Source organism: Paenibacillus lignilyticus (assembly GCF_017942085.1).
In the GTDB taxonomy this organism is placed as follows: Bacteria; Bacillota; Bacilli; order Paenibacillales; family Paenibacillaceae; genus Paenibacillus_Z; species Paenibacillus_Z lignilyticus.
On the sequence record NZ_JAGKSP010000002.1, the window covers coordinates 559,372 to 583,865 of the forward strand.

The following is a 24,494-nucleotide window of genomic DNA, read 5'->3' on the forward strand; positions in this document are numbered from 1 at the left end:
GTTATTGCTTGCTCCCTTCGCACTTATGCGTTGTTGTTGAAATCTATGATCATAGCCGACTTATCATCGGATTTTTTATGTCTGGGGTAGTGCTCGCATTGTGGATCCTGATTCTCGCTGCAAGTCAAATGATCCATATAAGGTTCGATGCCCATTGCATTCAAGAAGCGAAGCAGGGTCTCCCATTTTTTCGGATCATCGGAGTGTTCGATGAGATGGAACATGCCGTCCGATACGGCATAAATTTTACTAACATTTGCTCTGGAGATGCTCCCATGCTCGATATATAGCTCCAGCTCCGGTTCACCGTTCATAACGGAGTATCCTTCGGGCGTATTCGCTTTATTTCGATTCGCAATACTGAAAGGATACAGCCCCTCGCTAACTTGTTCCTTCGATAAGCCTGAATCCGACAGTTCCTTCTTTTTATTCAAGGTCATTTGGTCAAAGCCAGCTACTTGATTTCGAGTCAGCACCTGTATGCTCTCATCGGAATAGGCAATGAACAGCATGCAGTCACCGGTTTGCACATACTCAATATGGGTCTCATGAATGCGGACAATAGCAAATACCGCGCCCCACCTCTTCCATTTGCAGGTCAAATCGATATCCGCTTCAACCATGCTTTCATTTAGCTTCCGGTTCGCGGCAAGTACGGCTTGTTTTAAATCCAAATGGGGATCGTGCGCGTTCAATTCCGAAGCGAGCAATTGTGCTGCAAGGTATCCGCCTGTATGACCTTGCGTATCTTTGTAGGCCGCCATGGAGGATACTCCGTCGATTACTCCGTAAACTTGACTATCGTTATTAATAACAAGTGCATCTTCATTTAGGTTGGTGCCACCCGGCCTACTGTGGCCTGCCACATTGAATTTTGCCTTTTGCGGGTTCAATTGCGGATACAGCTGACTCCATCTGCCCGCTTGATTGTCATGGATATATATAGCCTTAAAGCCCAGCTTTACATATATTTTTATTGCCGATAAGCGAAAATCATCCGTTTCCAGCACCGCTCTTTCGAGCCCTTCGCTGCTCATTTGCCGCAATGCCGCAAGACTTATTGAATAGCCCAACCCTTTGCCGGAATGAGCGGGGTCGACTCCTACCATATGCAAATACCCGAGATGTTCACCAAACTTCTCTTCATGCCAGGCGCAAGCGGTCGCCACCGGCATATCGTTATAACAAATAAAGAGCACCCGCTCCGGCTTAAAGAACGGATGCTCCTTAATCCCTTTGCGGAAATCCTTATGCCAGCCAAACGCCAACTGCACGATTTGTTCCCAATGACTGTCGTCACCAGGTTGATACGACCGAAGCTCGTATCCGGGAGGGAGCATGAGCTCCGGCAAATCCGACAGACGCTCTCTGACCATCACTAATTGCGGCAATAATCTTTCTTGGTTCATAGTCATCACGCCTCCTGCCGTTTATTGAGCTTCGGGAAGGTCATCACTTTTCCATTCTCAGCGACGGACTGCAGCGATAATGGAAATACCGAGCTCCAAGTCACCGCGTCGTAGACGTCGATTGACGGCTCCCGTTCTCCCAAAATAACTGACACAAATTCTTCAAGCACAAAGAAGTCCCCGCCGCCGTGTCTTGCCTGAGAAGCCTGCTCTGCCCATTTGTTCCAGAGCGGATGGTCGTACTCCGGCTGATAGCTGCTGAGCGTACGCCATGTAGTTTGCAATTCTCCATTGTCATGCCATATATCCGTGCTGGAAGGTGACCGGTCTCTTAACCAAATCAAGTCATCTTCTCCTTGATATCGCCCGGACACGTACGCTCCTTCGGTTCCCTGTAGAACGTAATGCTTCGTTTGATGCGGCCTTGGCGACGACCAATCGACACGCAGCGTGATCATCACATTTTGTTTCGTCCGTAATACCGTAACCGCAGAATCGCCCTGCTGCCAGAAACCGTCTTGTGCCCCGGGATGATCTTGTCCGAACTGTTCGCTGCAATAGTTTCTGAGCGCACGGGATTTGGACACAAAGGTCGCCATGCTCTCAAGCTCATCTCCGTTTTGCTTGTTGATCGCAATCCATTGCGCAACAGGGCCAAGGGAATGGGTCGGGTAGTTCATCCCGTTATAGTCCTTATGAAGCCGCCCGCGCCAGTTCAATGTCTGATCCGAATTGTGGAGGATATGCCGCAGCTCATGGATGTAGGCTCCCTCCATATAGGTGATTTCTCCGAACATCCCCTTTTCGGCCATATTTTTCACAGCCAAATTGGCACGCGTATAGCAATAATTCTCGGCCATCATATAGACAAGCCCTGTTTTCTCTACCGTTTCGACCAGCTCAAAAGCTTCATCCAGCGTGTGTGCCGCTATCACTTCGCTCAGCACATGTTTGCCTGCCTTCAAAGCGTCAATGGATTGTCTGGCATGCATAAGCATAGGACTCGCAATAAGAACGGCATCTATGGAAGGGTTCTGCAGCATTTCGCCATAATTTTGATACGTTTGAATGTCGGGATATTGTTCTTTCCACGATTTCAATACGGCTTCATTCAAATCGCAAATGGCGGTCAACGAGATCTTGTCCGACAATGCCGCAAGCGACAGCTTGAAACTGGTCCCTCGATTTCCACCAACAACAGCCAGCCTCACCGGTTTTGCACCCATGAACATACCCTCCCTTGCCTCTTCAAACAACAAAGAATCATATTTTTAATAGCAAGGCCTCCTACAGCATGAAATCCATGCTCCAGGAGGCTATGTTTGTCCGATCGTGTCACGAATCTATTTGATAGACCCTTCCGTCAATCCACTAACGATATGTTTGTGGAAAAACACATAAATCATGATCATTGGAATGGTAATGATCGTAAGCGCTGAAAACAACAATTTATAATCCGTCACATGCTTGCTTGAGAATGCGAGCAATCCTACGGGAATCGTCTTTAGACTGTCGCTTTGCACATAGAGCAAGGCAAGCAGCAACTCGTTCCATGAATTCAGCGAAGAGAAAATCGCAACGGTCGCCAAGCTCGGAATCAACAAGGGCATGATAACACTCCCGAACATTCGCAGATCTGTACAGCCGTCAATTCTTGCCGCTTCCATCATTTCTTTGGGAATCGAATCGAGATACGCTTTAAGCAAAAATATCGCCAGCGGAAGTCCCATCCCGACATAGGGCAAAATAAGCGCATAATACGTATTTTTAATATGCAAATGTTCAAAAAGATAATTTTGCGCAATAAAAAATGACTGCATGGGCATGAACAAACCAAATACAAACAACGTCAGCATCGTCTTGCTTCCCTTAAATCTTAATTTGCTAAAAGAAAACGACGCTAAGCTTGCAAACAGTAATATACAAGCAACCGTTACAGAAGTTACGATTACGCTGTTGAGCACGTAGGTGCTCATGCCTCCGATTTTCCAGGCTTCCACCCAGTTATCAAAATTAAAAGTATCCGGCAGCGAAAATGGCTTATTGAATATTTCTTTATTGTCACGAAATGAAGAAAGCAGCATCCAAATCATTGGATAAAAATAAATAAGTGAGAACAAGCTCATGCATACATAATAAGTTATTCGCATTATGACATTGCTGCCGCTTTTGTGCACTTCGTATGAACTAGACATTTCCATGTTGAGCACCTCTTTCATTCCATCGACTGCTATTAATACTCCAGCGAATCTTTCTCACTAGTCTTTAACTTGTTCAATAATAACCCGATTCCGATAACGACCAGCGTCATGATCACGGCCAGCGCGGAACCGTAGCCGATGTTAGCATTGGTGAACACAACCTTAACCAAATACGTAGTTACAATTTCAGTAGCATTATACGGACCGCCATTTGTCATGATGTAGAACAAGTCAAACCCTTGGAACGCGCCAAGTATACATAACGTAAGTGCGACTTCCACCAGGTTTCGAATCATCGGAATTTTGATTTTGAAGAAGATGTCCTTCTCCGTCGCACCATCTAAATAGGCCGATTCATAAATATCATTAGGAATACGCTGAATTCCTGCGTAAAAGATCGTCATATAAAATCCGGCATAGACCCATCCAGACACGATAGATAGCACATATAGCGCTGTGTGCGGGTCGCCTAACCATACATGCGTCCAACTTTCCAAACCAACAAATTTCAATACTGCGTTCAGTAATCCGAAATCCGAATTGTATACAAATCTCCACATGAAGGAGGTAACAAGCATCGGTAGCATAACCGGTGTAAAGAAAGCGATTCGGAATAGACCCGTTCCCTTTAATTTCACAGTAATTAGACCTGCCAGCAAGAGTCCTGCTACTACTTCAAGAAAGATAGTCAGGATGATGTAGATGAAGATATGCCAATAAGAGACAAGGTAAATATGATCTTGAAAAGCCCGAATATAATTATCAATACCAGCGAATTTCATCGTTCCGAAACCGTTCCAATCGAAAAAACTGAAGATAAGCGTCATTACTATCGGCAGGAGGATCGTAAACGAAAATAATAGCATTGCCGGTGCTGTGAATAGATAGGGTGAAATGCGTGATTTTTGCACTACTTTCAGACCTCCTCATTTAACAATGCAATAAGCCGGAGCCTTGCTTAAAGACGCCGGCTTATTGGTGGTAAAGATTATTTTTTCAATGGGGCAATTTTGGCATCCAATTTTGCAAGTGCTTCTTCAGGTGTGCTCACGCCGCCAAGGACTTCAGCTGTAGCTGAGTTAAGAGCATCAGCAACCTCTAAGTTATATCCAGTATCTGGAGGGGAGACAACTGTTTTTGTATTATTCATCATATCTTTCAGCTTCAGATTTATCGGGTTGGTTTCAGGCTCCGATCCCGGTGCAATCATCGATGAGCCAGCCTTGCTCAGCATGGTAACGACTTCAGGCGATTCGTACAACTTCATGTAATCAATCGCAGCTTGAATATGTTTGGAATTTTTGTTGATTACGTATCCTTGCTGAACACCGATCACGCTTCCTTGATCGCCTTTACCGTCAGGAATAGCCGGGATATTGAAGTAATCGTATTCCATATCTGGAGCATGATCTTGAGCTCCGGATACAAACCATGCACCAATAGGATACATAGCAGCTTTTTCGTTAAAGAACAATGCTGCGCCTTCGTCATCGTTAATACCATTTACGCTGTCGTTAATGTACTGGTTATCCCAAATTTGTTTGGCGTAAGACATGGCCTTTACAAAATCCGGCGTGTTAAATGGCGACTTCAATTCCATCGCATCTACATAGGCTTGTTCTCCAACTACTCTGGAGATCAAATGAGCGTTCCAGTTGCCAGCTGTCCACAAATCCTTGTTGCCTGTAGTGATTGGGATGATGTTAGCAGCTTTGATTTTCGCGCAAGCTGCCATAAACTCGTCCCATGTTTTAGGCGGCTGAATCGACAGGTCGTTAAAGATTCTTTTGTTGTACCAAATGACGTTCGTTACTTGGCTGTCTGTCGGTATCATATATTTCTTTCCGTCATAAACCATGCCAACGAAATTACCTTCTCCGAACTTGCCTTTAAAGCCTTCCGACTCAAGCGCTTCTGTTACATCTGCTGCAAATCCATCATTTACTCTCGTCTTGAGTCTGTCGCCGGCCCATTCAAAATAAATATCCGGTGCGTTTTCACCATTCAGCAAGCTAGGCAGGCCCATTGTTTGATACAGCTGAGGATCCTGCAAAACAAATTCTACGGTAACGTTCGGGTGCTGCTTTTCGTACATCTCTTTTACTTTATTCCATACTTTAAGCACTTCATCGCCCGGAGATCCATCGGCCAGACGAATCGTGAACTTTTCATTGCTGTCGTTTGTGGCGGCATTGCCGGCCTGCTCTGTGCCTGCTCCATTATTCGTATCAGAATTCGAGTTCCCGCAACCTGTAAGTGCTGTAAGGGAAGTAACAACCGCTAGTCCAATGATTGCTTTTTTCATTCGTAATCATCCTCCACATGTTATTTAGCTGAATAATATTCTTCAAGCACTTTATTTAAGAAAGAAGAGAGTACATCGGAAAAAACATACGTGAGATCGCTGCGATATAATTCGTAATTATGCCGAACTACCATGAGGTCATCCATGCTCTGACTTCGAATGTAATTCATGCAGTCCTGCAGCACCGCAATGCCAACGGAGAATTTAAGAATCCAGCGCTTCAGTTCTTTCTGCAAGGCTTGATTTTCCATGCCACCCGATAATAACACGGCAGCAGATTCGTTCATTTTTAATACAAATCTCTCTAAATCATCGATTGCTTGTTTCCGATCCCCATAAAAGTATGAAAAATTAAATCGAGTCAATTCAGCGGCAAGCATCGGCGAGTCTGTGAGATACAAACAGGAATATCTTACATTGTCCGCGAATTGGAGCATGTGCTCGAAATCCGATTGACCAACCACCTCCTTAAGCGCATCGCGCCAACTCGCTTCCGGATCATATTGCTCAGGATTCCATAAGTAAGATGCGATCGTAGCATAGGATATTTTGGAGCTTTCGGCATACTCCATTCCGTTAGCAATAACCCCTCGAGAGAATCGGTATAAATGACGATCCCTTTGGCGGTATGGGCCGATATGCATTTCATCAGTCATTTCCACATCGTTTACTGGATAGTTGTCCCAATAGAGCGGTTTTCGATACGTATTTTGAGTAAATACGGCCGCTTCGCTGAGCGTGATCTCAGGTGAGCAAATGTTGCGTCCGGTCCAAAAGAGATCAATGCTTGGATGGATGCTGCTCCCCAGAAGTGAAATATATCGTTCGTTGCCGTTCCCCCAATATTGCGTAGGGCAGACAACAAGACGAATTCCGGCATCCCAATTCATGATTTCCGTATAGAAGCGATTCACTAACCGAATATGCGCTTCAACAAGATCCGAGTAAATCCGAATATCTTCCTGATGCTGCAGCTCCTCCGGAATATCGTCCAACAGCAAGCAGAACTTTTTGACACCTAGCTCATAGATTTGACGTACTTTTCGAACAAGCGCCTCAAACTGTTCCTCGCTCGAATAACGCATAGACAGCCCTGGTGCAATGCAATAATAAAAGTCGAGCCCAAGTGCTGTTGACTCGGAGAAAACATCGCCTAATTTGGTGTAAGACTCCTCATCGTAAAGATCCTGCCACCGCTCACGATGATAAACATCGTCTTTGGGGCCGTATACGTAGGTATTCATATTGTTCGAGGCAATAAAGCTGAGCATGCTTAGACGCTGCTCCTGATTCCAGGGCTGTCCGTAGAATCCTTCGATAATGCCTCTGATTGGAAATCGCGGGTAATCGAATTCAACGCCTTCCCGCCATTCTCCACGCTTTATCTTGAAAGAAACTGCATTCAATGCATATCTTAAGGCACGTTCTCCGGAGCAAATGATGTTCACCTTGCAGCGAGGCAGTTCACCTGACAGCTCCAATTGATAGATCTCATCTGAGATAGAACCCAGTTCCTCCAAATATGTAAATCTGGCTTCCGTGGAATAAGAAGCTGTAATTTGGATTTCGCCGCCCTGATCTCCGAGATAGGAATAGTTATTTCGCTCGCACCAGTTCTGAATAACAGAACTGTTTTCACCTAACGAAGAGATGGAAGGAAAAGTTGTCATAAACTCCGAATCGCTCCTTTGTATTTGTCGATGAGACGTCGATTATGCTCATCCCCGGCATCCATATTGCTGCTGGCGTATAAATCCGGCGTTACTCCCCGCTGCACTAAAAGCTGGACGACTTCCGCCACGATCGCGTTCATAATCAAAGCCCCCGATACCGTTGAGGTTGGAGCTACTCTTATAGGTGACCCGGGGATCTCAACCGATGCATCGCCGATGCACCCGTGATTATCGATGACCACATCGCTTACTTCATGCAGCCGTTTTCCGCTGCTGTGCCTTGATGACGACGCCTCAGCATGTTTCAGGCTCGTAATGGCGATAACCTTTAACCCGCTAGCCTTTGCTTCAAGAGCCATTTCAATATTTACTGCATTTCTGCCTGAATTTGACGCGATAATGATAACGTCACCTTCCTTAGCAGATTGCTGCTTAAAGATCACGGAGGCCAACCCTTCGAGCCGCTCCAGATCCGTGCTTTGCACCGCATTTCGGTGCAGCATCAAGCCTTCTTCCAATATCGGATTTACACTTGCTAAACCGCCGGCCCGATAGAACAGCTCCAAAGCGAGCATGTGAGAATGCCCCGTTCCGAACGCGTGCAAGGTTCGGCCTTGCTCTATCGCATCGGCAATAAGTTGTGCAGCCTGACTCAACTGTTCCTGTTCCTCTGTTTTCAACAACTCAACAAGCTTCAATACGCCGTCAATATACTGTAAACCCGCGTTCATGTTACTCCTCCTTCAGCAATTCATAGGTTATTTTCATGCGCTCTTGAATGGAGGGCTCCAATAAAAGCTTATTCTCGTGAAAACATGCGAAGATTGCGCCGAATTCCGGAGGAAAATCGATTCGTGTTACTGTCGACAACGGACACTCTTGTTGGAGTACGCTTTTGAATTCCTCAAATATCATGCTGTTTTTTTTGAATACGCTCCCGCTTGCACCAATGGGCACACCTTGGATATTCAATCGTTTCACTAAAGCCTTCGCATGATCAGCAAGATCATGAGCCGCCTGCTTCACTATCTTCAGAGCAACCGCATCGCCTTGCTCGGCACAGCTTGCAACCTCAAAGGCAAAACCGGCTATAATGTGTTTATCTACCGGAGGATTATAGAATTTATCGATAAGCTCTCCCATATCTCCTACAGCGTAATGCCGTTTAAGCGCTTCCTGAAGCATGGTCGCCGTCGCCATTTGATCCTCGGCTGTTATCGCTGCTTGAATGCCCTGAAGAGCAATATGATAACCGCTTCCATAATCACCTAGCACATGGCCCCAACCCCCAATTGTCAGGAGTTCATCGGATAATCCCTTAGCCATTCCCATCGATCCGGTTCCGCTTATGATCAATATCCCCGGTTTACCTGTCGTCATTGCTAATAATGCGATATAGGAATCACTGTGCATATACACGCTTTTGCTCTTGATGATGCCTCCGGTCAACTCATCGATCATGGATGCCGCGGCTTTCTCACTTAGAGCTGAATTCCCGATGTAGACGCTTTCAAACTTGTCCGTTTTTACTTTATCCACCATCCGATTCATGATTAGCATGAGATGATGGCGTGCTCGTTTCATCCCTATAGCATAATAATTAATCGATTCACCAGTCACTTTGGCTAGGACGTTTCCCTCCATATCGACAGCGATCGCGGTCGAATGGGTTCCACCACCGTCAATGCCCAACAAGATTTCTCGGCTTACCATTTACCTACGCTCCCAGTTCATCAATAACACTGCAGTTCCATTACTTGTTACTACTTCAGTTTAGAACAGGTTGACCGGAGTCGGTACTGAGGGAGAATGGCAATTCCTATCTTTGTTTGCTCATCTGCACAATGGGAATCTATCTCCATTTGTAATAGTCAATCTTTTTTTGTTTTTTTATGTCATCTCGTCGGTAAACGCAAATCGGAATGAGCTCTGCAGTCAAACAGTGCTCATTCCGATTTAGTTGTTTAAATCACATGAATAGATTTCAGCTAATTGTTGTTTGACAGCGTAACATAACCGATAACGCCGCTCGCGCCGCCAAGTACGATTTTGAGTGTTACCGGTTTGGTACCATCGCTCGAAAGCGCTTGGATTGTCGAAGGCTCCAGATTAATCTTGAGCAGGCCATTCTTGCTTACGAAATACTGTGGCGCCGTAAACGCAGTCGTAAAATCAGTGCCGCTGATGAGCGTCTGCGTCCCTGCGTCCGTGGTAGCAGTGATCGACGATACATACGTTGCGCCCGTGGATCCGCGTCCCGAATTTACATCGATAGCTGCAGGCGCAGAACCGTCAGCACCATAGCTTGCGCTTGTCGCAGCAAACGTCGGCATCACGGAATACGGCGCTTGAATCTGATTTACAGGGGCAGCATCCGTAATAATTCCGCTATCGACCGCGATCCAATAGCCAGTCGTATAAATAGACGGATCATAAAGCAAGCCAAAGTTATTGCTCTTTACGTGGTTGGTTTGTGCGCCGTTCCAGCCGCTTGCGAACGGCGTGACTATATCATGGTCCTCTACAAATTCCGCGTTTCTATCATCTTCTGTTTGTACGGAATTATACTTGAACGATCCTCTTTCATCCAAAGGCAACACCCTGTTGGATACTGGGGCATGGCCCATGAGCATATCTTCTCCTGCTCCTGAGAAGAAGTAATCTTCTCGATTGGCGTAGTTATTGGTTACCATGTTTCCGTTACCGTATTGAGGAATCCGAGATAGCATCCAAGTATCATGCTTAACTTGTTCATCAATTTTTGGATCGTTCGGATTCATGATCTTTTGCAAATACGTATAAGCAGGAATATCCGAATTAATCAGTACCGTATTATAAACATTGCCGTAAGCCGCTTGAATTGCCGGGTATTGCGGATCATTTTTGGCAGCCATCGCTAACGGATAATAGATTTCGAACATCATCATCGCGTCGCTGTGATTAAAGCTTAATCGCATGGCCTTTTTGTTTGTCAATTGATTAAAGAAATCGATTTGAATCTGCGACATGGTGACGAGTTTTCTAAGATCATCGCCCGTATCGTTTAATGGATCCCCGTACAAAGGTTCCAAGTTCCCGAAGATTAGCATGGAATTCAGATAATAGTTGTTTTTCTCCGCTGGCGGCAACGATTCAATGTATTCCAATACCGAAGTATCGTCATTCACTTGCAATGCTCCGGTCGCAGCTTTAATGAACCAGTTATTGTCTTTAATCCACATCTGCGCTTCTTTATCTTTTAACGCCTTAACGTTTTGCATAAAGGAAATATAGCCGGAACCGTTTCTGATCGCCGCTTTTGGAACCGGATTTCCGAATAGATCGACTGTAGTTGATTCATCGAACGCCGTATGCAGCGGCGAGAACGCAGGCAGCACATAGCCGTTCATTGCATAGTTCGTGCCTGTGAAGATTTTGTTGTACTCGGCAGCGAACTTGTTGTAGAAGTAAGCGTAATTATGCTCTTGAGCCGGCGCGCCGAACCTGGTTACCCAAGCGTCCATATCATGCAATACGTCCACATCGGTCGTATCCGTCTTTACGTCCTCGAGGATCTCCATTGTTACCCGAATAAACATTGTAATTTCTGCTGCATTCAGAGATGCGTCAGCGAAAAACATGTTTTGTTGAATGCCATCGTTGTTGGAATACTCGTTCGGCCCACGATCGTTATTGAAATTGTCCGCGGACCATTTTGCCCAAGACGAGTTTTGGCCGTTAGGATCGATGAGCATATAGCCGCTGTCGATAATGGTATTCAATTCAACAGTTGCGGAATCTCTTAGCAAAGCAAGAAGTTTCTCGTCTTGCTCTCTAATGTTCGCAGGCGTATTCGGATTAGCAAGCTCCGGTTTCAATACATAATGATAGAGCGTGAAGTATTGCGCGAAATCGCCTACAGGCTCTTCGGATGAGGGGTGCATGTACACTTGAAGCCCTTTGTTGGTGGTTGTGCCATCCGTAATGAGTCTGCCCAACGCTAAATCGCTAATACCGCCATAGGATGCACGCGTTGGATTCACTGGATCCGGTGATACAATCATCGCCATGAGATCCGGATATCGATCGCTTACGTTCTGAGTGACTTGGTATTTATAGTTCCACTCTTGAGCTTGAATGCTTGTAGCAGAATTAAAATCTTGTTCGGCATAAACGGTGATACCTGCCGAAGCATGCGCACCCTTGCCAATCGTCGGATACGGGCCGTTGGGACCTAAAATTTTGCCGATCGGGTTAGCTGCGTCATTGCCTTGCGATAGATTGCCTTGCGCAACATCCTTGTAGCCTTGCCATGGTGCAAGTGCATCGTTATTCCTTACGAAAGCGTTCGTATCAGGCGTGCCCGGCGACTGTTCATCCGTTAAGCCGTTGTTAGCCGCGAGCTCCGGATTGTACTGATGAATCGGCAATCCGTTTCCGAAGAACCTTGTGTACGGATACCATTGAATTGGATCTTCCTTTCTATCAAAGTCATAGTTGCGGCCAAAGGAGTATACGTCACCGATTTGAATTTTAGATGCATCGGTATTCTCTGGCGCTTTTGCAAAGTTATACGAATTTCTGCCTGTTAGGTTAGTGGTTCCGATTTCATTGAAGCTTCTGCTCGGAGAACCGTTGTTGAGCCCGTTGATCTTCGTAAGCAGCATCGCCATAGAGGCCGTACGAATGATATTAGAGCGGGCTTCTTGCTTGGCCATAACATCGTTTAGCGTAGGATTCGGCATATTGGCTAAATAGTCGTATCTCGCCCCTTCGCCAATGCTGTTGAATCCGGACCAGTAAGCAAAGTTGTTGGTCGGTCTAAGCGTTTCCGCATACGTTCTGCCCGAAGCGTCTTGGAAATAATTCGTTCCACCGACTCGCGGGCTTGTAGGTAAAGTGGATACATAGCCCGGCCCGTTGTCCGAAGTATCGTTGCCATAATCCAATGTTAAGCCGCTTTGGTCCCCGATCGCGCCTTGACTGTCGAACAAGCCCCGCGTATACTCCATGTTCGCCGCTTGCTCCGCCAAGGTTTGCAGCACGAACTTAACGTGGGTAGCACCTTGACTGTTTTGAATCCAAATCCCGTGATCGCCGTCGGACATAATGCCCGTGATCGTATTTTTATCGTCGCTGGTAGCGTCAAATATGTACCGGCTTCCCGTTAAATATTGGAATACATCGTTAGCGTCGGAAGCACCGAAATCGATTCTTACCAGACCTTTCGGATTAACGACAACCCAGTACGCCCCATTAGCGTCTTTGAACGCCATGTCGACTTCGCTGCCCAAACCGGTTGCCTCAAGCACGGAATCGGGCATATCAAATGGAAGTACACGGTTGTTGGACAATGCGCTTTGCGATGTGTAATTGTCAGGCGTGATCCAGTCTGCAGAATATTTGCTGTTCGCTCCGCCGGGAATTCGAGGATCTCCCAGTTTGAAATAGTTGATTTGCTTCGTATAATGTGCGGCAACCTGGTGTACGACAGGTGTCGGTACAACAACCGTATTCCGCTCGGCGAAAGCATTCACAGGAACCATCAATACCGTGGCTATAGACACAGAAGTTAACGTGACCTTTGATAACATCGATTTCATTGACTTTCTTCTCTTCATCCGAATCTAACTCCTCTCCGTTAGTTGCTTACAGCAGACTTTGTAATGTGAATGACCTTCGTATTGGAGTAGTCGACAGGTGTATCGGGGGTAGTCGGGATCTCAACGTTTCCGACTAAAGCCCATACGCCGCCCAATTCGTCCGGAATAATCATATCGACGTTGCCGTAGCCCAATACATCCGCACCAAACTCTTTGAATGCACCCGTTGCGTTATCTCGATAGATCAGGTTCGTTGTCGTCCCCATCCATAGATTCTTATTGCTGTCCATATAGGAGGTAGTGATGTTCGCCCCAAGCTGGATCGGGAAAACATTCGGAGTCACTCCGAACAGATCATCCGTAATGACGTTTTTCTGGCCTCCCAATGGATTGGTAACGCCGCGAATTTCCGTGATGTAGGATTTCACGTTCTGCGGTACAGAACTATCCGCTAAAGAATCTCCCCACGTTCCGTATGCCACGATAGGTGGTTGAGGCGTAATAACCGAACCGCCGATCCCGCCAATAGCTCCGCCTCCATTGCCCACGCTGCCGGTTATAACGCCTCCAATAGTAGCGGTCACGCCATCCATTAATTTAACATTCGCAGGCGTTTTCTCGATCGTTACGCCGTTGACGTTGATCGTCGCATTTACAATTTCGCCCGATCCCGTAATAGATGCCTGACCGTTTACGACTATATCCTTAATGGTTCCGCTGCCGAAGTCCAATTCAACCTTCTTTTGCACGTCCACGCTTACAAAATCACCCGTAAGCGTTACAGCTTTGCCGACTACATCATCGCCAGTAATAACGACGGTTGGAATCGCATGGCTTGCATGGTTCTCCAGCGTTGCGCCGCTGGAAATTACGACTTGCCCAATGTCCGTGCTTCCGGAAGTTACGACTCTGACTGGGGCGTTCTTCTTGAGAATAATCAACTTGCCTTGGATATTCGAATCATCGAGGTGTACGCTATGAATGCCTCCTCCTTCGACGATTACGTCGCCTTTCACGTGGACATGGCTTAACGTAAGGTCTCCTTCACTCACGCCAGGCGCTGCATATAAATTACCGTTAATGATCATGCCGTTAAGCGTTACGTCGGCGGTATTTACAACCAGATTCCCGGCTTTATCGCCCTCGTAAGTGCCTGGCTTGTTAATGATTTCTCCCATAATGTTGTCTAACATCTTTACCGCTTCCGCGCGCGTGATGTTGGCCTTGGGAGCAAATTCATTATTCGATCTGCCTGCGATGTAGTGCTTGGCTTCCAAAGCAGCAACCGCGGACTTAGCCCAGCTCGCGATTTGGGACGAATCGTTAAAAATAAGTTCGCTTGGAGCACCGACGTCAAGCAGCACAAACAATCTGGCCGAGATAACAGCGGCTTCCTGCCTTGTAATATTGGCATTGGGATTCATGTTCCCATTCTCGTCGCCCAGAACGATTCCTGAGTCGTAGGCTTTCTGGAACTCCGATGCATACCAAACTTTGGAGCTAACATCCGGGAAAGAACGTGCAACAGACGGCGGCTTAAAGCCGAACATATTGTTGATTAAGGTTATGAATTCCGCCCTTGTAATGGCTTTATCGGGATGCAAGTCCCCCTTCTCATCGCCTTTCAACAAGCCGTTCGAAGTCCACTTTTGCAATTCTTTGGCCGCCCAATGTTCGTCGGCGTTTGAAGACGGAACTGCGCCGGAAGTACTGGAGAACAGCATACTGCCGATCAAAAGTGAAGAAACGAAGCTCGATACTTTTCTTGTCATTGTCTCTACTCCTTTTCAAGGTGTTTTGCGATGCGTTTCACATCGACTGGAGGCGCTTACATATTTGGCTTAAACAGGTACATAGGAATTAATTCGCTGCGATTCCGGTTAAAATCGAGCGAGCCTCGTCGATATGATTCGCTGCCTGTTTAAACGGATGATCCGTCGGTTCATCGAAAGCAGTGCCTGAACCGAAAAGTTAAACCGCTTTAACTTTATAGCATCATTTGCTACAACTTTCAGTTTAGAACAGGATGAAGTGACTCGGTACTGAGGGAGGATGGCAAATTCTATCATTGTATGCGCATCTCAGGTTCAAAAACTATCTCCATTTGTAATAGTCAATCTATTATTGTTTTTTCTGTCATATCCGTATAAAACACTCCTATTTGTTTATGCTGGTTCGTTTGGGGAACGTCAAAAAGAGCCGCATGACTCGGTTAGAGTCATGCGGCTTCAGTCATTTCCTTCCTAGCGCAGCGCCTCACTCAGCACACGGCCGTCGAAGCCGGTCTCGGCATGGAGGCCCATCAGCCAGCAGACGGTCGGTGCAATATCCTCGATGCCACAGGGGACCTCGGAAACGACGCCTTGGCGGAAGCTGCTGCCGACGGCAAGGCAGAAGGCTTGCCGGTCGTAAGGGCTGGATGTCCCATGGCTGGAGCGAAGGGCCGTAGATGAGGTCAGAGCCAGCGTCGTCCCCGGCACGCCATATTCATTCGGCTCGTGTGACCATACCGGCTGAACGGCGAAGAGTGGAGCGCGTCGATGCGTAATCGGTCCGAGCAGCTGCTCCAGCGGCAACACGCCGGGGAGGTCCCAATAAGCTGGAGAGCCGGCATAAACCCGCTCGCACCACGGCTTTGCCTGCAACCACGCAACGAGAGCTGCTGCCTCTTTCGGAGAGGGCTCAGTCGACTCATCGGGTGCAGCATATACATAGTGCCCGGCTGCAACGAAGCTGGACGTCAGGCCTAATTCCTCACAGGCTTTCCGCACATGCTCCTGCAGCGAGCCCTGAGCTTGAATCGTCGAGTGGCCGTGGTCGCTGATCAGGAACAGGTCCAGCTCGTCCGATAACCCCTCACGCTTGATAGCCCTGAGCACCTCCGCTACACATGCATCGATAAGCTCCAATGCCTCCAGGCTCTCCGGTGAGCCGAGCCCATAGTCGTGCTGACTGGCGTCCGGCTCCGACAGCCACAGAACCATCGCCTGATTCTCTGGGTTCCGCATATGAATCTCCGTTAACGCCCGAGTCGCCCATAGGGCATGTTCCCGCTTCACGCGCGACCGCTCAGGAGATCGTTCTCCGAGCTCCGCGTGCAGCTGCCCAAGTCGTTCGACGCCATAGGTCGATGACGGATTAATCACCTGGTCCGGGTGATTCAGATTCCACAGAAGGGAGGCTCCGGGGGAGCTGGAGGCGGCTACAGCAAGCTTCAGCCCATGCGCATGCAGCCTGTCACCTAATGTCGGAGCCAGAATGAATGGCTCCGACATTGCGCCGTTGTAAGCCAAGAGATCCCGGTCGTCACCTGTCTGCAGGAACCCTTTTTCTCCGAAGCCGGGTACCACCATCAGATTATTGACGACCCCGTGGCGGCCAGGCAGCACCCCGGTAGTCAATGTCGTCATGCTGACGCGAGTCTCTGACGGGTAGGCTGCTTGGAAGGAATTGAATAACGTCCCTCGACTGATCAGCTCCGCATAGGTCGGCATTCGCTTCAAATCCACGTTGTCCGGACGCAGTCCGTCCGCCCCAAAAATGAGTACACGACGGCTCATAGCATTACTCCTTCGACAACTCCTAGCTTTCTAAGCCTGATCAGTGATTCTCCATGCGGCTCTGCCTTCAGCACGAAGGGAAACCGGTTCAGACTTAAGCACAAATCAAAATCCTCCGGCGGAGCGGAAGCATCCGTCATATCGAGAAATTTACCGGTCTTGCTCTCGAGGCTCAAGTAACGGACGATATCTTGAAAGTCGTTCGGCTTGCCTTCCAGTGCGTTCTTTACATATTGCGCAAACAGTGTATCCTCGTCTGCCTCCTCCAGAGCACCCCAGCCCATACAGACCAGAGAAACATGCTTCGGATTCCTTATGCGAATGTAGTCGATAATAGCCTGCGCGTTGACAAAACTGCCCGTAATAATCTCATCCGCATTCACCGCATTGACGAGACCTTGCGTTCCTGCGCTTGTCGTATGCACAATCGTCCGGCCACTGAAGTCAACGGCTTGGATGGAGAACGGCGAGTTACCGTAATCAAAGCCAGGTTGAATCACCCCGCCGCGCTCCCCGATTAGAATATATTCCGGATTGTCCTGCTTCAACCGATACGCGGTATCCATGCTCCCGACCGGCAGCAAGTTCTGAACTCCGCCCGCTGTTACATAACAGGCGACCGAAAAGGCCCGGAACACATCGATAATGACGGTCAAGCCTCGCGCTTGCCGGGCTCCTTCAACAAAATGATAAATCTGAATATCCATACGTTCTCAACGCCCTTTCCTGGCAGATGGTTAACTTTTGTGTAAATGATATGGTTTGGCCGTTAATTTACTAGGCCTTATTGCTGTCTGTATTCACAGATTACAGCTCTCCAACAGTTCTGCAATCGTTGCATACACATAATCTGCCATCGGCCAAGCATTAACTGCACTTTCTGCTCGCCTTGGCATAGTTTCATTTTCCAATCTGATCCATACGGTATGCATGCCTGCATGTTTTCCACCGATTATATCCGTATAGTAATTGTCCCCGATCATAACGCTTTCCTTTTCACTACAACCGAATGCTTGCATGCCGTAAAGAAACAAATTCGACTCCGGCTTACCCACATACTCCGCTTTCCGGCCCGTCACCGATTCGATAGCAGCAATGAGAGCACCTGTTTCCGGTACTCGCTTTCCATTGCTGCCGGGATGGTAGCCATCGGCGTTAGCTCCAATTAGAATCGCCCCTCTATCCACTTCTCCGGCAACCTTCTCCAGTGTTGCGTAGGAAAACGTAATATCCCGACCAACGACAACAACATCGGACTCTTTCTCAGAATCGAGCGGGAGCAGTTCATGTCCTGCTGAAGCTAGCGCGGCATTCAGCCCATCGCTGCCAACTGATTTCACTCGCTTGTTGCCGTATTTATTCTTGATGTATAGACCCGTTAAATCGGTAGCCGTAAATATGTCTTCAGAGGGAATTTCCAAGCCCATTTTATGAAGTTTCATCTCAACTTCACGTGCTGTAAGCCGGGAGTTATTCGTAATAAAACCTACCTTCTTGCCTTCCTGTTTAAGTCTTTCTATTAACTTGCCGGCGCTTGGCGCCAACGTATCCGTAAAATAAATACAGCCGTCCAGATCGAAAAAAAACGCCTTTACCTGATCAAACAGCTCTCCCCCTTTCTTAAGGGTTCCGCCCATCAGCTACACCCGCTTTCCAAATTTCATCAAGAGCACGACCATCGGTATCCGGCAGCTCTCCTCCAATCAGACGCATCAAAGTAGGCGCTAAATCGACCAGCTGTATTTCCCCCAACTTAACGGAAGGCTGAATGGATTTGCCCGTAGCAGCAAAAATCGCCTTCATTTGTTCGTGCTGAGGAAGATATCCGTGCATACCATAAAATTTTCCACCTTCCTGTAATACTTCCTCGCCTGTATGGTCGAAATGTATGAAACAATCGAGTTCAGCTTCGAAAATGAAGTCCGGACAATGATCCGCCATTTCTCCTTCCGCCGGCAAGCCTAATTCTGCATACTGCTGAGGCTCGAATATGCGAGCGATGCCCGGCGTACTATGAAGCAGCTCCCGAACCTCATCCATAAGCCGGGTGCGCTCCTCAGCTTGATCTTCCAGTACATACACATAACCGATTCCGCCATTGGATACCGCCGCCACTTTCCCGATTAATGGCGTGGACTGCTCAAACCATCCTTTTTGCTTAAACAGCACATTTGGATAAAATGTTCGTGTCGTATTCACAAAGCCGTGGTCGGAAACGATGAACAAATCCGTATTGTCCCATTTTCCCGTTGACTTCAATGTTTCAATTAAGTCTCCGATCCGTTCATCAATATATTCGAGAGCCCAGTACACTTCACTCGTAGAAATGCCATAAACGTGCTGGTAAGTGTCTGGCATTAAGTAGTGCATGAGCAGCAAATCCGGATTGTGGTTCGTCAGCAGATGTTTGGCAATTTCAGTCGTCAGCCAATCCTGCATTGGGGCATTTTCATGCTCACAGCTCCAAGCTCCATATTTGTCTACTGGAAAACCAGCATTCTTCAGCTCCATCCACCACTCCTGAGTGCTGTAAGATTCAAATAACTCTTGCTGATAAAATTCAGGGATGCACCAGTCCAAAGCTATTGCCTGACGCGTCTTAGGCCAGCAAATGGCAGCCGTCTTCCAACCTCTAGCCTTGGCCATGTCGTAGATTGTAGGTACACCTACACTCTCTTCTTTATTCCATGTCAAGTCTCCGAAGTGCTCCCCCACTCTTCCAGCGGGACGATCGATAACCCAATTGCCCAACACTCCGTGCTTGCGGGGATAAACACCGGTAACCATGCTTGTATGAATCGCCCATGTAGCTGTCGGAGCAATGCTGACCATTGCCTCTGCAGATGCTCCGGTCTCCATGATTTTCCGTAGTACCGGCATTTTTACTTGCGGATCTCGTAAATAGAAAGCAGCCATCCCATCGATACTGATAACTATGATCTTACGTTTCTCATTGTTCACTGGTCGAATCCTTCCTCTCGTAATTAGGTTTGAAAATAAAAAAACTCCCAGCAACAAGACACACGTACATAGGGTACATGGCCTCATTGTTGGGAGCTTTCTCTTCGTCATCACTCCAACAGATGAACATAACACGTTATAAGATTAATTTAATTGATCGAAAGTAATGTTCCAAAGTTCCTTATTGCTTACCGACAAAGAAGTCGCTCCCGCATTCAAGGCCGTATTTACCTCTTCACGGGTTTGGATGAGACCACTGGCGATAATCAGTTTATCACTCAGCAATTCCGAAAATGTGCGGATCACTTTATCAATAACACCCGGCATTAATTCAATGCCGTCAGGATCGACCTGTCGACTCAGCTTCAGACCATTCTCAAGAGCAACCGTATCGATTACGAACAGGTGAAGAATGCCATACAATCCGAATCGTTTCGCTTCCTTGATGATATGGCTCTTGGGAGAAATAACACCATCAGCTCCAGCGTACTTTGCAATCCATTCCAGACTCTCACGGTCGGTACTAGACAAACCCTTTATCAAATCAAGGTGAACAAAGGCTCCTTTGCCTGCCTCTTTCGTTAAACGAACCGACTGAACAAGCTCCAGAACGGTGCCTCCCATAAAAAAAACATTGTCGACAGGGCTTCTCAAGGCATCACCAAGATCTTCCGGTTTTCGGACAGCTGCAATAATCGGGTTTTTCCCAACTTTATATAATAGTTGCATTATTCAGCCCTCGTCTTATATGTTTTCAAACCAAATCCTATCTTAGGAACTGAATCTTGTCAACATCCTGGTTGGCGAATAAAATTCTGAAGCGAATCCGAAGACCGCAGGCTCATCGCTGAAAACATCGAATCCCAATTCATAGAACACCCGTTCATCTAGCGAATGAACAGTGGCCTCAATGAGTTGGCCCGGCTTTAGTACATACACGCTGCCTTGCCGAAGTTCTATGAAATGTCCATCTATATGAAGCTGGCCATGACGAGCATTCTCGATAAATTGAAGCTTAAGATCCCATTCATGCATGTGCTGCTTAATATGCGAGATATCTCGAAGCTTAACTACCAGGTCTTCCAGCGAGGCATATACGTTGTGCTCCTTATTCGTGTTTCTATCATCCAAAGCAAGACCATTGCCCTTGTACAATCTAAGAGCATTTTAGCTTACAAGCATGCGGACCGAAATTTATAACAGACAAAAAGCCTCACTCACTATATATCGATGAGTGAGGCGTTATAGCTGCTGTATTACTTATTATCAGAGTGGCTGCATCGTAAAGGAGCTGAATTGAGCAAAACCCTCTGACTCCCCGTATACCCCTTTGGCATAGAGGCCAATTCGCGGCGCAGTGAAGCACAAGAAGCGGTTGCTTCGTTCGGGGTACAGAAAATCCGCTGATAATGCGATGCCTGTTTCTTCGAAGACTAGGCCGTCTATCGAATAGAGCAGCGTAATAATTTGTGTTTTCGGCTCTAAACGGATTTTGAGCCAAAGACGATCGCCAGGCCGTATAGACAGGCGCCATGTTCCAAGCGTTGTCTTTAGCACTTTCACATATTGTCCCACCTCTAAATAGAGGCCTTCGTGTTCTTGATTCTCGTGCAACCGTTTCACGTCAAAAGACTGGCCCGCCGTCTGGCCGAGCCCGTTCCGAACATTGAAGAACAGGAAAGCATCTGAGTCCCGATACATCGTCATCCCGGTTTCCTCGCCCCTGCTCTCAGGATGGAAGGCCACCATGGCTGTCGCCTCAAATCCAAAACTCTGCCAGCGTCTCGTTAATATGAGGGTCGATTGCAGAGAGAATGGGATAAACGGTTTGCAAGCTATCCGAAGCCCTTCGGATGACAAAGAATACCCCTCTTCAACAGGATGTCTAACCCATTCCCAATCAGGGGAAAGCTCGGTACCTGTAAACTGATATTCGAGATTGCAGGCCAGTGCTTGTGCCACTTCGCTCTGCGGCAGCACTACAGACACGCAGGGTTCACCTGCGTCTCCGACCGTGAACCATTCATCATCCGTCCATTGCACCGGCTGAAGGAACGTCTCCCTGCCAAGCGGGCAAAAGCCCCCTGGCGTTAATGGCCGTCCTCCGAGGTGGAACATCCACCAGGTGCCTTCCTCATCTTGAACAAGCTTGCCGTGTCCCACCCGCTGTATTGATTTCCCGGAGTCACGCTGCATAAGCACAGGATTATGCGGGCAAGGCTCATAAGGTCCCCAAATCGAGCGGCTCCGCGAAAGCGTTTCCATGTGTTCGAAGAAGGTCCCCCCTTCAGCCAGCAAGAGGTAGTACCATCCGTTTCGTTTCAAGATATGCGGCGCTTCCGGGGCAGCGCCTCCCGTTCCCGGCCAAACCTGCTTAGCTTCACCGACGAGGCCGGAACCGTCATGCTTCATTTCGTGCACCCATCCGCCGCCGAACACTAAATACCGCTTCCCGTCGTCATCGTTGAAGATCGACGGATCAATAAAATGATGATTGAGCATAGTCGCCTCGCTGTAAGGCCCTTCCGGTCGGTCGGCCGTGAATAGCAGCGTCGTGCAGCGCGGCTGACCGTGGTAGTATGGAACGACTACCCAGAACTTGCCGTTATAGTATGAGATATCCGGCGCAAATACGCCGAAAGAGTCCGGCATCCCTGTTAGATCGAGTTGGCTCTTCCGCGTAATGACATGACCGATCGGCTTCCAATTCGCCAAATCGCGGGAATGGAGGACTTGAACGCCAGGGAAAAACTGAAACGTCGACGTCACCATATAATAGTCTGAGCCTACCCTAACTATTGAGGGATCGGGGTTATCTCCGGGGAGTACCGGATTGAAGACTTGCTGTTTGGCATCGATTATCATGGCGTGCTCCTTCCTCGAATCGGTTGCTCTGGACTTGGATTTGACCAAGGCAAGTCGTACGAAGGTTCATTCACGTAACGCTCCATTGATAGACGCAGCGTGATGCCTGTACCAGCAGGCAGCGAAACGCGCAGCCATTTCCCGTTTACTTCTACGGATCCCTGAACCTCGCCTATCTGGTCGATTATTTCTCCAAGGCCAAAGCTATGCTCGCCGAATACACCTGCCTGAACGATTAATTCCCTGTCGTCGAACGAGCTCGCATTGACCAAATGCAGTGTCATGGAATCCGACTCTAGCTTCTCTACTAGGGCTGAAATTCCGACAGGCAACCCAGGGCGTTCAGCCGTCGCGTCAAAATATCGCACGCGGCCATGCTGCAGTCCTCCGTGGGAAATATGCATCGGCCCTCCCAAAGTCAGCTGAACAAGACCTTCAAAGTAGAGCGGACACATCTCCTGCCAAATGTGAATGGCGGAGTACATCCCTTCGCTGTAATGCTCCGTCCAACTGCGCGGATCTCCTTCCGTTGACCGCATTTTGGCCAATTGGTTGCCGATCATCTCGGAATTGGCGTTAAGAATTCGTCCCGGATAGTCCGGATTGAGTCCGCGGATATATTGAAACCAAGGCTGCGTATTGCCAATGTAATGCTTCGTTTCGCGGCCTGTTCTTGGATCTCTTCCGGAAAATGCCGGCACAATAACTTCGTTCCAGTCATGGTCCTTCGCAATTCGCTCGACGCGGTACAGGTCTTCGTCCGCCATCGACATCGTCCATAGATAGATCGGATATTTGGGCAGAGCTTCACGAAAGTCCGTCCAGCCGGAATCAAAATGCTTATAAGGTACAAGCCATTTGCCGTCTTGCTCTCGTCCCAGCTTCCAGTTAGCGTCCAACTGCTCCCTCGCAAGCCACAGACCATTCATATCCCCGGTCAGCAACACGGTATTCATGCAAGCGTTCGTCAGCGGTTCAATAATGGTCATGAACCCGTGCGGCCAGCGCCAACCGTAATAGCCGCCCCACCATTTGCCGTCATTATACTCTCCGATTTGCCCTGTCAATCCGATGTTGTCGGGAATGATGCCTCCGTTTAAACGTGTCCGTTCCTGCCATGCATCCACATATTCGATCACCCAGTTTTTCAGCTTCGGATCCCCTGTGTGAAGAAATGCATGCGTAATCAATCCCGTAGCATTCAAATTAAGCGGAACATCGCCGCGGTTCATTCGTTCGTTCATCATTCGGATGATGTGCTTATAGATGCCGTCGTTCGACCAAGCACATTTCATGCTTTCGAAATCCACGCCGGGAATATCCTCATATGGGGCTAAATAATCGTCGAGGATGCCGCGGTGCGTGCTCCAATCCTCCTCATCGACTTCAAAACGCGGTCCTCGGCTTCCATTAAGCGGCGAGCGGATTAGCTTCATATCGGAATCATAGTTTGGCGCTTCCGGATCTTCCCCTGTGTACATGCGCGCGAAATTAACGGCGCGCTGGCGGTCCTTCAGCGTCGCCGGCCCCGCCAACCCAAGGAAATAGAGATAGAGATAGCCTTCTCCGTGATGCATCCAGTCATAATAGGCATCAAATTCCCGGTGAAGTTGACCGTATTCTGTCCACTGCCAGGTGATACCGTCCCAGATTTTGCGCGACACTTCATAAAGCTCGCTGCTTCCGCCAAGCACATAGAGCAGTGCCAGGTTCATGAAGCCCTCGTAAGGATCGTCCGATCCGTCCATACCCGGCCAATGATCAAACCAAATGAGCGTCCCATCCGAATGCGTGTAACGCTCGACGAACTCCTTGGCCGCCTTGTTCAAGGTTTCGAATAGCTGCTGCTCCTGAAGCGCCCATTGCGGAGGAACGACACGTGTCTCCGCGCGTACTTTAGCCATCACGTTAATGCTTGATGTCATTACATTCACTCCT

18 protein-coding genes are annotated in these 24,494 nt (G+C 48.0%); all 18 read right to left on the minus strand.

What is annotated here, in order from left to right; genetic code table 11:
• Positions 1-23: 23 nt before the first annotated feature.
• Positions 24-1,409: a GNAT family N-acetyltransferase gene (locus I8J30_RS07520; protein ID WP_210656844.1), complete on the minus strand. Its 1,386-nt coding sequence runs from the start codon at positions 1,407-1,409 to the stop codon at positions 24-26.
• A 5-nt stretch (positions 1,410-1,414) separates the two neighbouring features.
• Positions 1,415-2,635, minus strand: a complete 1,221-nt coding sequence (locus tag I8J30_RS07525) for a Gfo/Idh/MocA family protein (protein ID WP_210656846.1) — start codon at positions 2,633-2,635, stop codon at positions 1,415-1,417.
• Between the two features lie 117 nt (positions 2,636-2,752).
• A complete protein-coding gene (locus I8J30_RS07530; RefSeq protein ID WP_210656848.1) occupies positions 2,753-3,610 on the minus strand; it encodes a carbohydrate ABC transporter permease in 858 nt (285 codons plus the stop codon).
• 32 nt (positions 3,611-3,642) lie between these two features.
• The gene (locus I8J30_RS07535) at positions 3,643-4,521 is read right to left on the minus strand and encodes a carbohydrate ABC transporter permease (protein ID WP_210656850.1); all 879 of its coding nucleotides are present in this window, start codon (positions 4,519-4,521) and stop codon (positions 3,643-3,645) included.
• A gap of 77 nt (positions 4,522-4,598) precedes the next feature.
• Complete coding sequence (locus I8J30_RS07540; RefSeq protein WP_210656851.1) at positions 4,599-5,915, minus strand: ABC transporter substrate-binding protein; 1,317 nt, start codon at positions 5,913-5,915, stop codon at positions 4,599-4,601.
• Positions 5,916-5,935: 20 nt separating this feature from the next.
• Positions 5,936-7,585, minus strand: coding sequence for a protein O-GlcNAcase (locus tag I8J30_RS07545; protein WP_210656852.1), 1,650 nt, complete (start codon positions 7,583-7,585; stop codon positions 5,936-5,938).
• Positions 7,582-8,319 (minus strand): sugar isomerase domain-containing protein, encoded by a 738-nt coding sequence (locus tag I8J30_RS07550; RefSeq protein ID WP_210656853.1) that lies wholly within the window; start codon positions 8,317-8,319, stop codon positions 7,582-7,584. The genes I8J30_RS07545 and I8J30_RS07550 overlap by 4 nt, the downstream gene beginning before the upstream one ends.
• 1 nt (position 8,320) lies before the next feature.
• Positions 8,321-9,301, minus strand: a complete 981-nt coding sequence (locus I8J30_RS07555; protein ID WP_210656854.1) for a BadF/BadG/BcrA/BcrD ATPase family protein — start codon at positions 9,299-9,301, stop codon at positions 8,321-8,323.
• Positions 9,302-9,576: 275 nt separating this feature from the next.
• Positions 9,577-13,188 (minus strand): hypothetical protein, encoded by a 3,612-nt coding sequence (locus tag I8J30_RS07560; RefSeq protein ID WP_210656855.1) that lies wholly within the window; start codon positions 13,186-13,188, stop codon positions 9,577-9,579.
• 20 nt (positions 13,189-13,208) lie between these two features.
• Positions 13,209-14,942 (minus strand): S-layer homology domain-containing protein, encoded by a 1,734-nt coding sequence (locus I8J30_RS07565; protein ID WP_210656856.1) that lies wholly within the window; start codon positions 14,940-14,942, stop codon positions 13,209-13,211.
• A 471-nt stretch (positions 14,943-15,413) separates the two neighbouring features.
• On the minus strand, positions 15,414-16,730 hold the full coding sequence (locus I8J30_RS07570) for an alkaline phosphatase family protein (RefSeq protein WP_210656857.1): 1,317 nt from the start codon (positions 16,728-16,730) through the stop codon (positions 15,414-15,416).
• Positions 16,727-17,437 (minus strand): 2-phosphosulfolactate phosphatase, encoded by a 711-nt coding sequence (locus I8J30_RS07575; protein ID WP_210656858.1) that lies wholly within the window; start codon positions 17,435-17,437, stop codon positions 16,727-16,729. Before I8J30_RS07575 ends, I8J30_RS07570 begins: the two co-directional genes overlap by 4 nt.
• A 93-nt stretch (positions 17,438-17,530) precedes the next feature.
• Positions 17,531-18,367 (minus strand): HAD-IIA family hydrolase, encoded by an 837-nt coding sequence (locus I8J30_RS07580; protein WP_210656859.1) that lies wholly within the window; start codon positions 18,365-18,367, stop codon positions 17,531-17,533.
• The gene (locus tag I8J30_RS07585) at positions 18,351-19,691 is read right to left on the minus strand and encodes an alkaline phosphatase family protein (protein ID WP_210656861.1); all 1,341 of its coding nucleotides are present in this window, start codon (positions 19,689-19,691) and stop codon (positions 18,351-18,353) included. The genes I8J30_RS07580 and I8J30_RS07585 overlap by 17 nt, the downstream gene beginning before the upstream one ends.
• 144 nt (positions 19,692-19,835) lie before the next feature.
• The gene (locus I8J30_RS07590) at positions 19,836-20,420 is read right to left on the minus strand and encodes a glycerol-3-phosphate responsive antiterminator (protein ID WP_210656863.1); all 585 of its coding nucleotides are present in this window, start codon (positions 20,418-20,420) and stop codon (positions 19,836-19,838) included.
• Between the two features lie 42 nt (positions 20,421-20,462).
• A complete protein-coding gene (locus I8J30_RS07595) occupies positions 20,463-20,822 on the minus strand; it encodes a hypothetical protein (RefSeq protein WP_210656865.1) in 360 nt (119 codons plus the stop codon).
• Between the two features lie 135 nt (positions 20,823-20,957).
• Positions 20,958-22,556 (minus strand): family 43 glycosylhydrolase, encoded by a 1,599-nt coding sequence (locus I8J30_RS07600; protein ID WP_210656867.1) that lies wholly within the window; start codon positions 22,554-22,556, stop codon positions 20,958-20,960.
• A complete protein-coding gene (locus I8J30_RS07605) occupies positions 22,553-24,481 on the minus strand; it encodes a DUF8034 domain-containing protein (RefSeq protein ID WP_210656868.1) in 1,929 nt (642 codons plus the stop codon). The genes I8J30_RS07600 and I8J30_RS07605 overlap by 4 nt, the downstream gene beginning before the upstream one ends.
• Between the last annotated feature and the right edge of the window lie 13 nt (positions 24,482-24,494).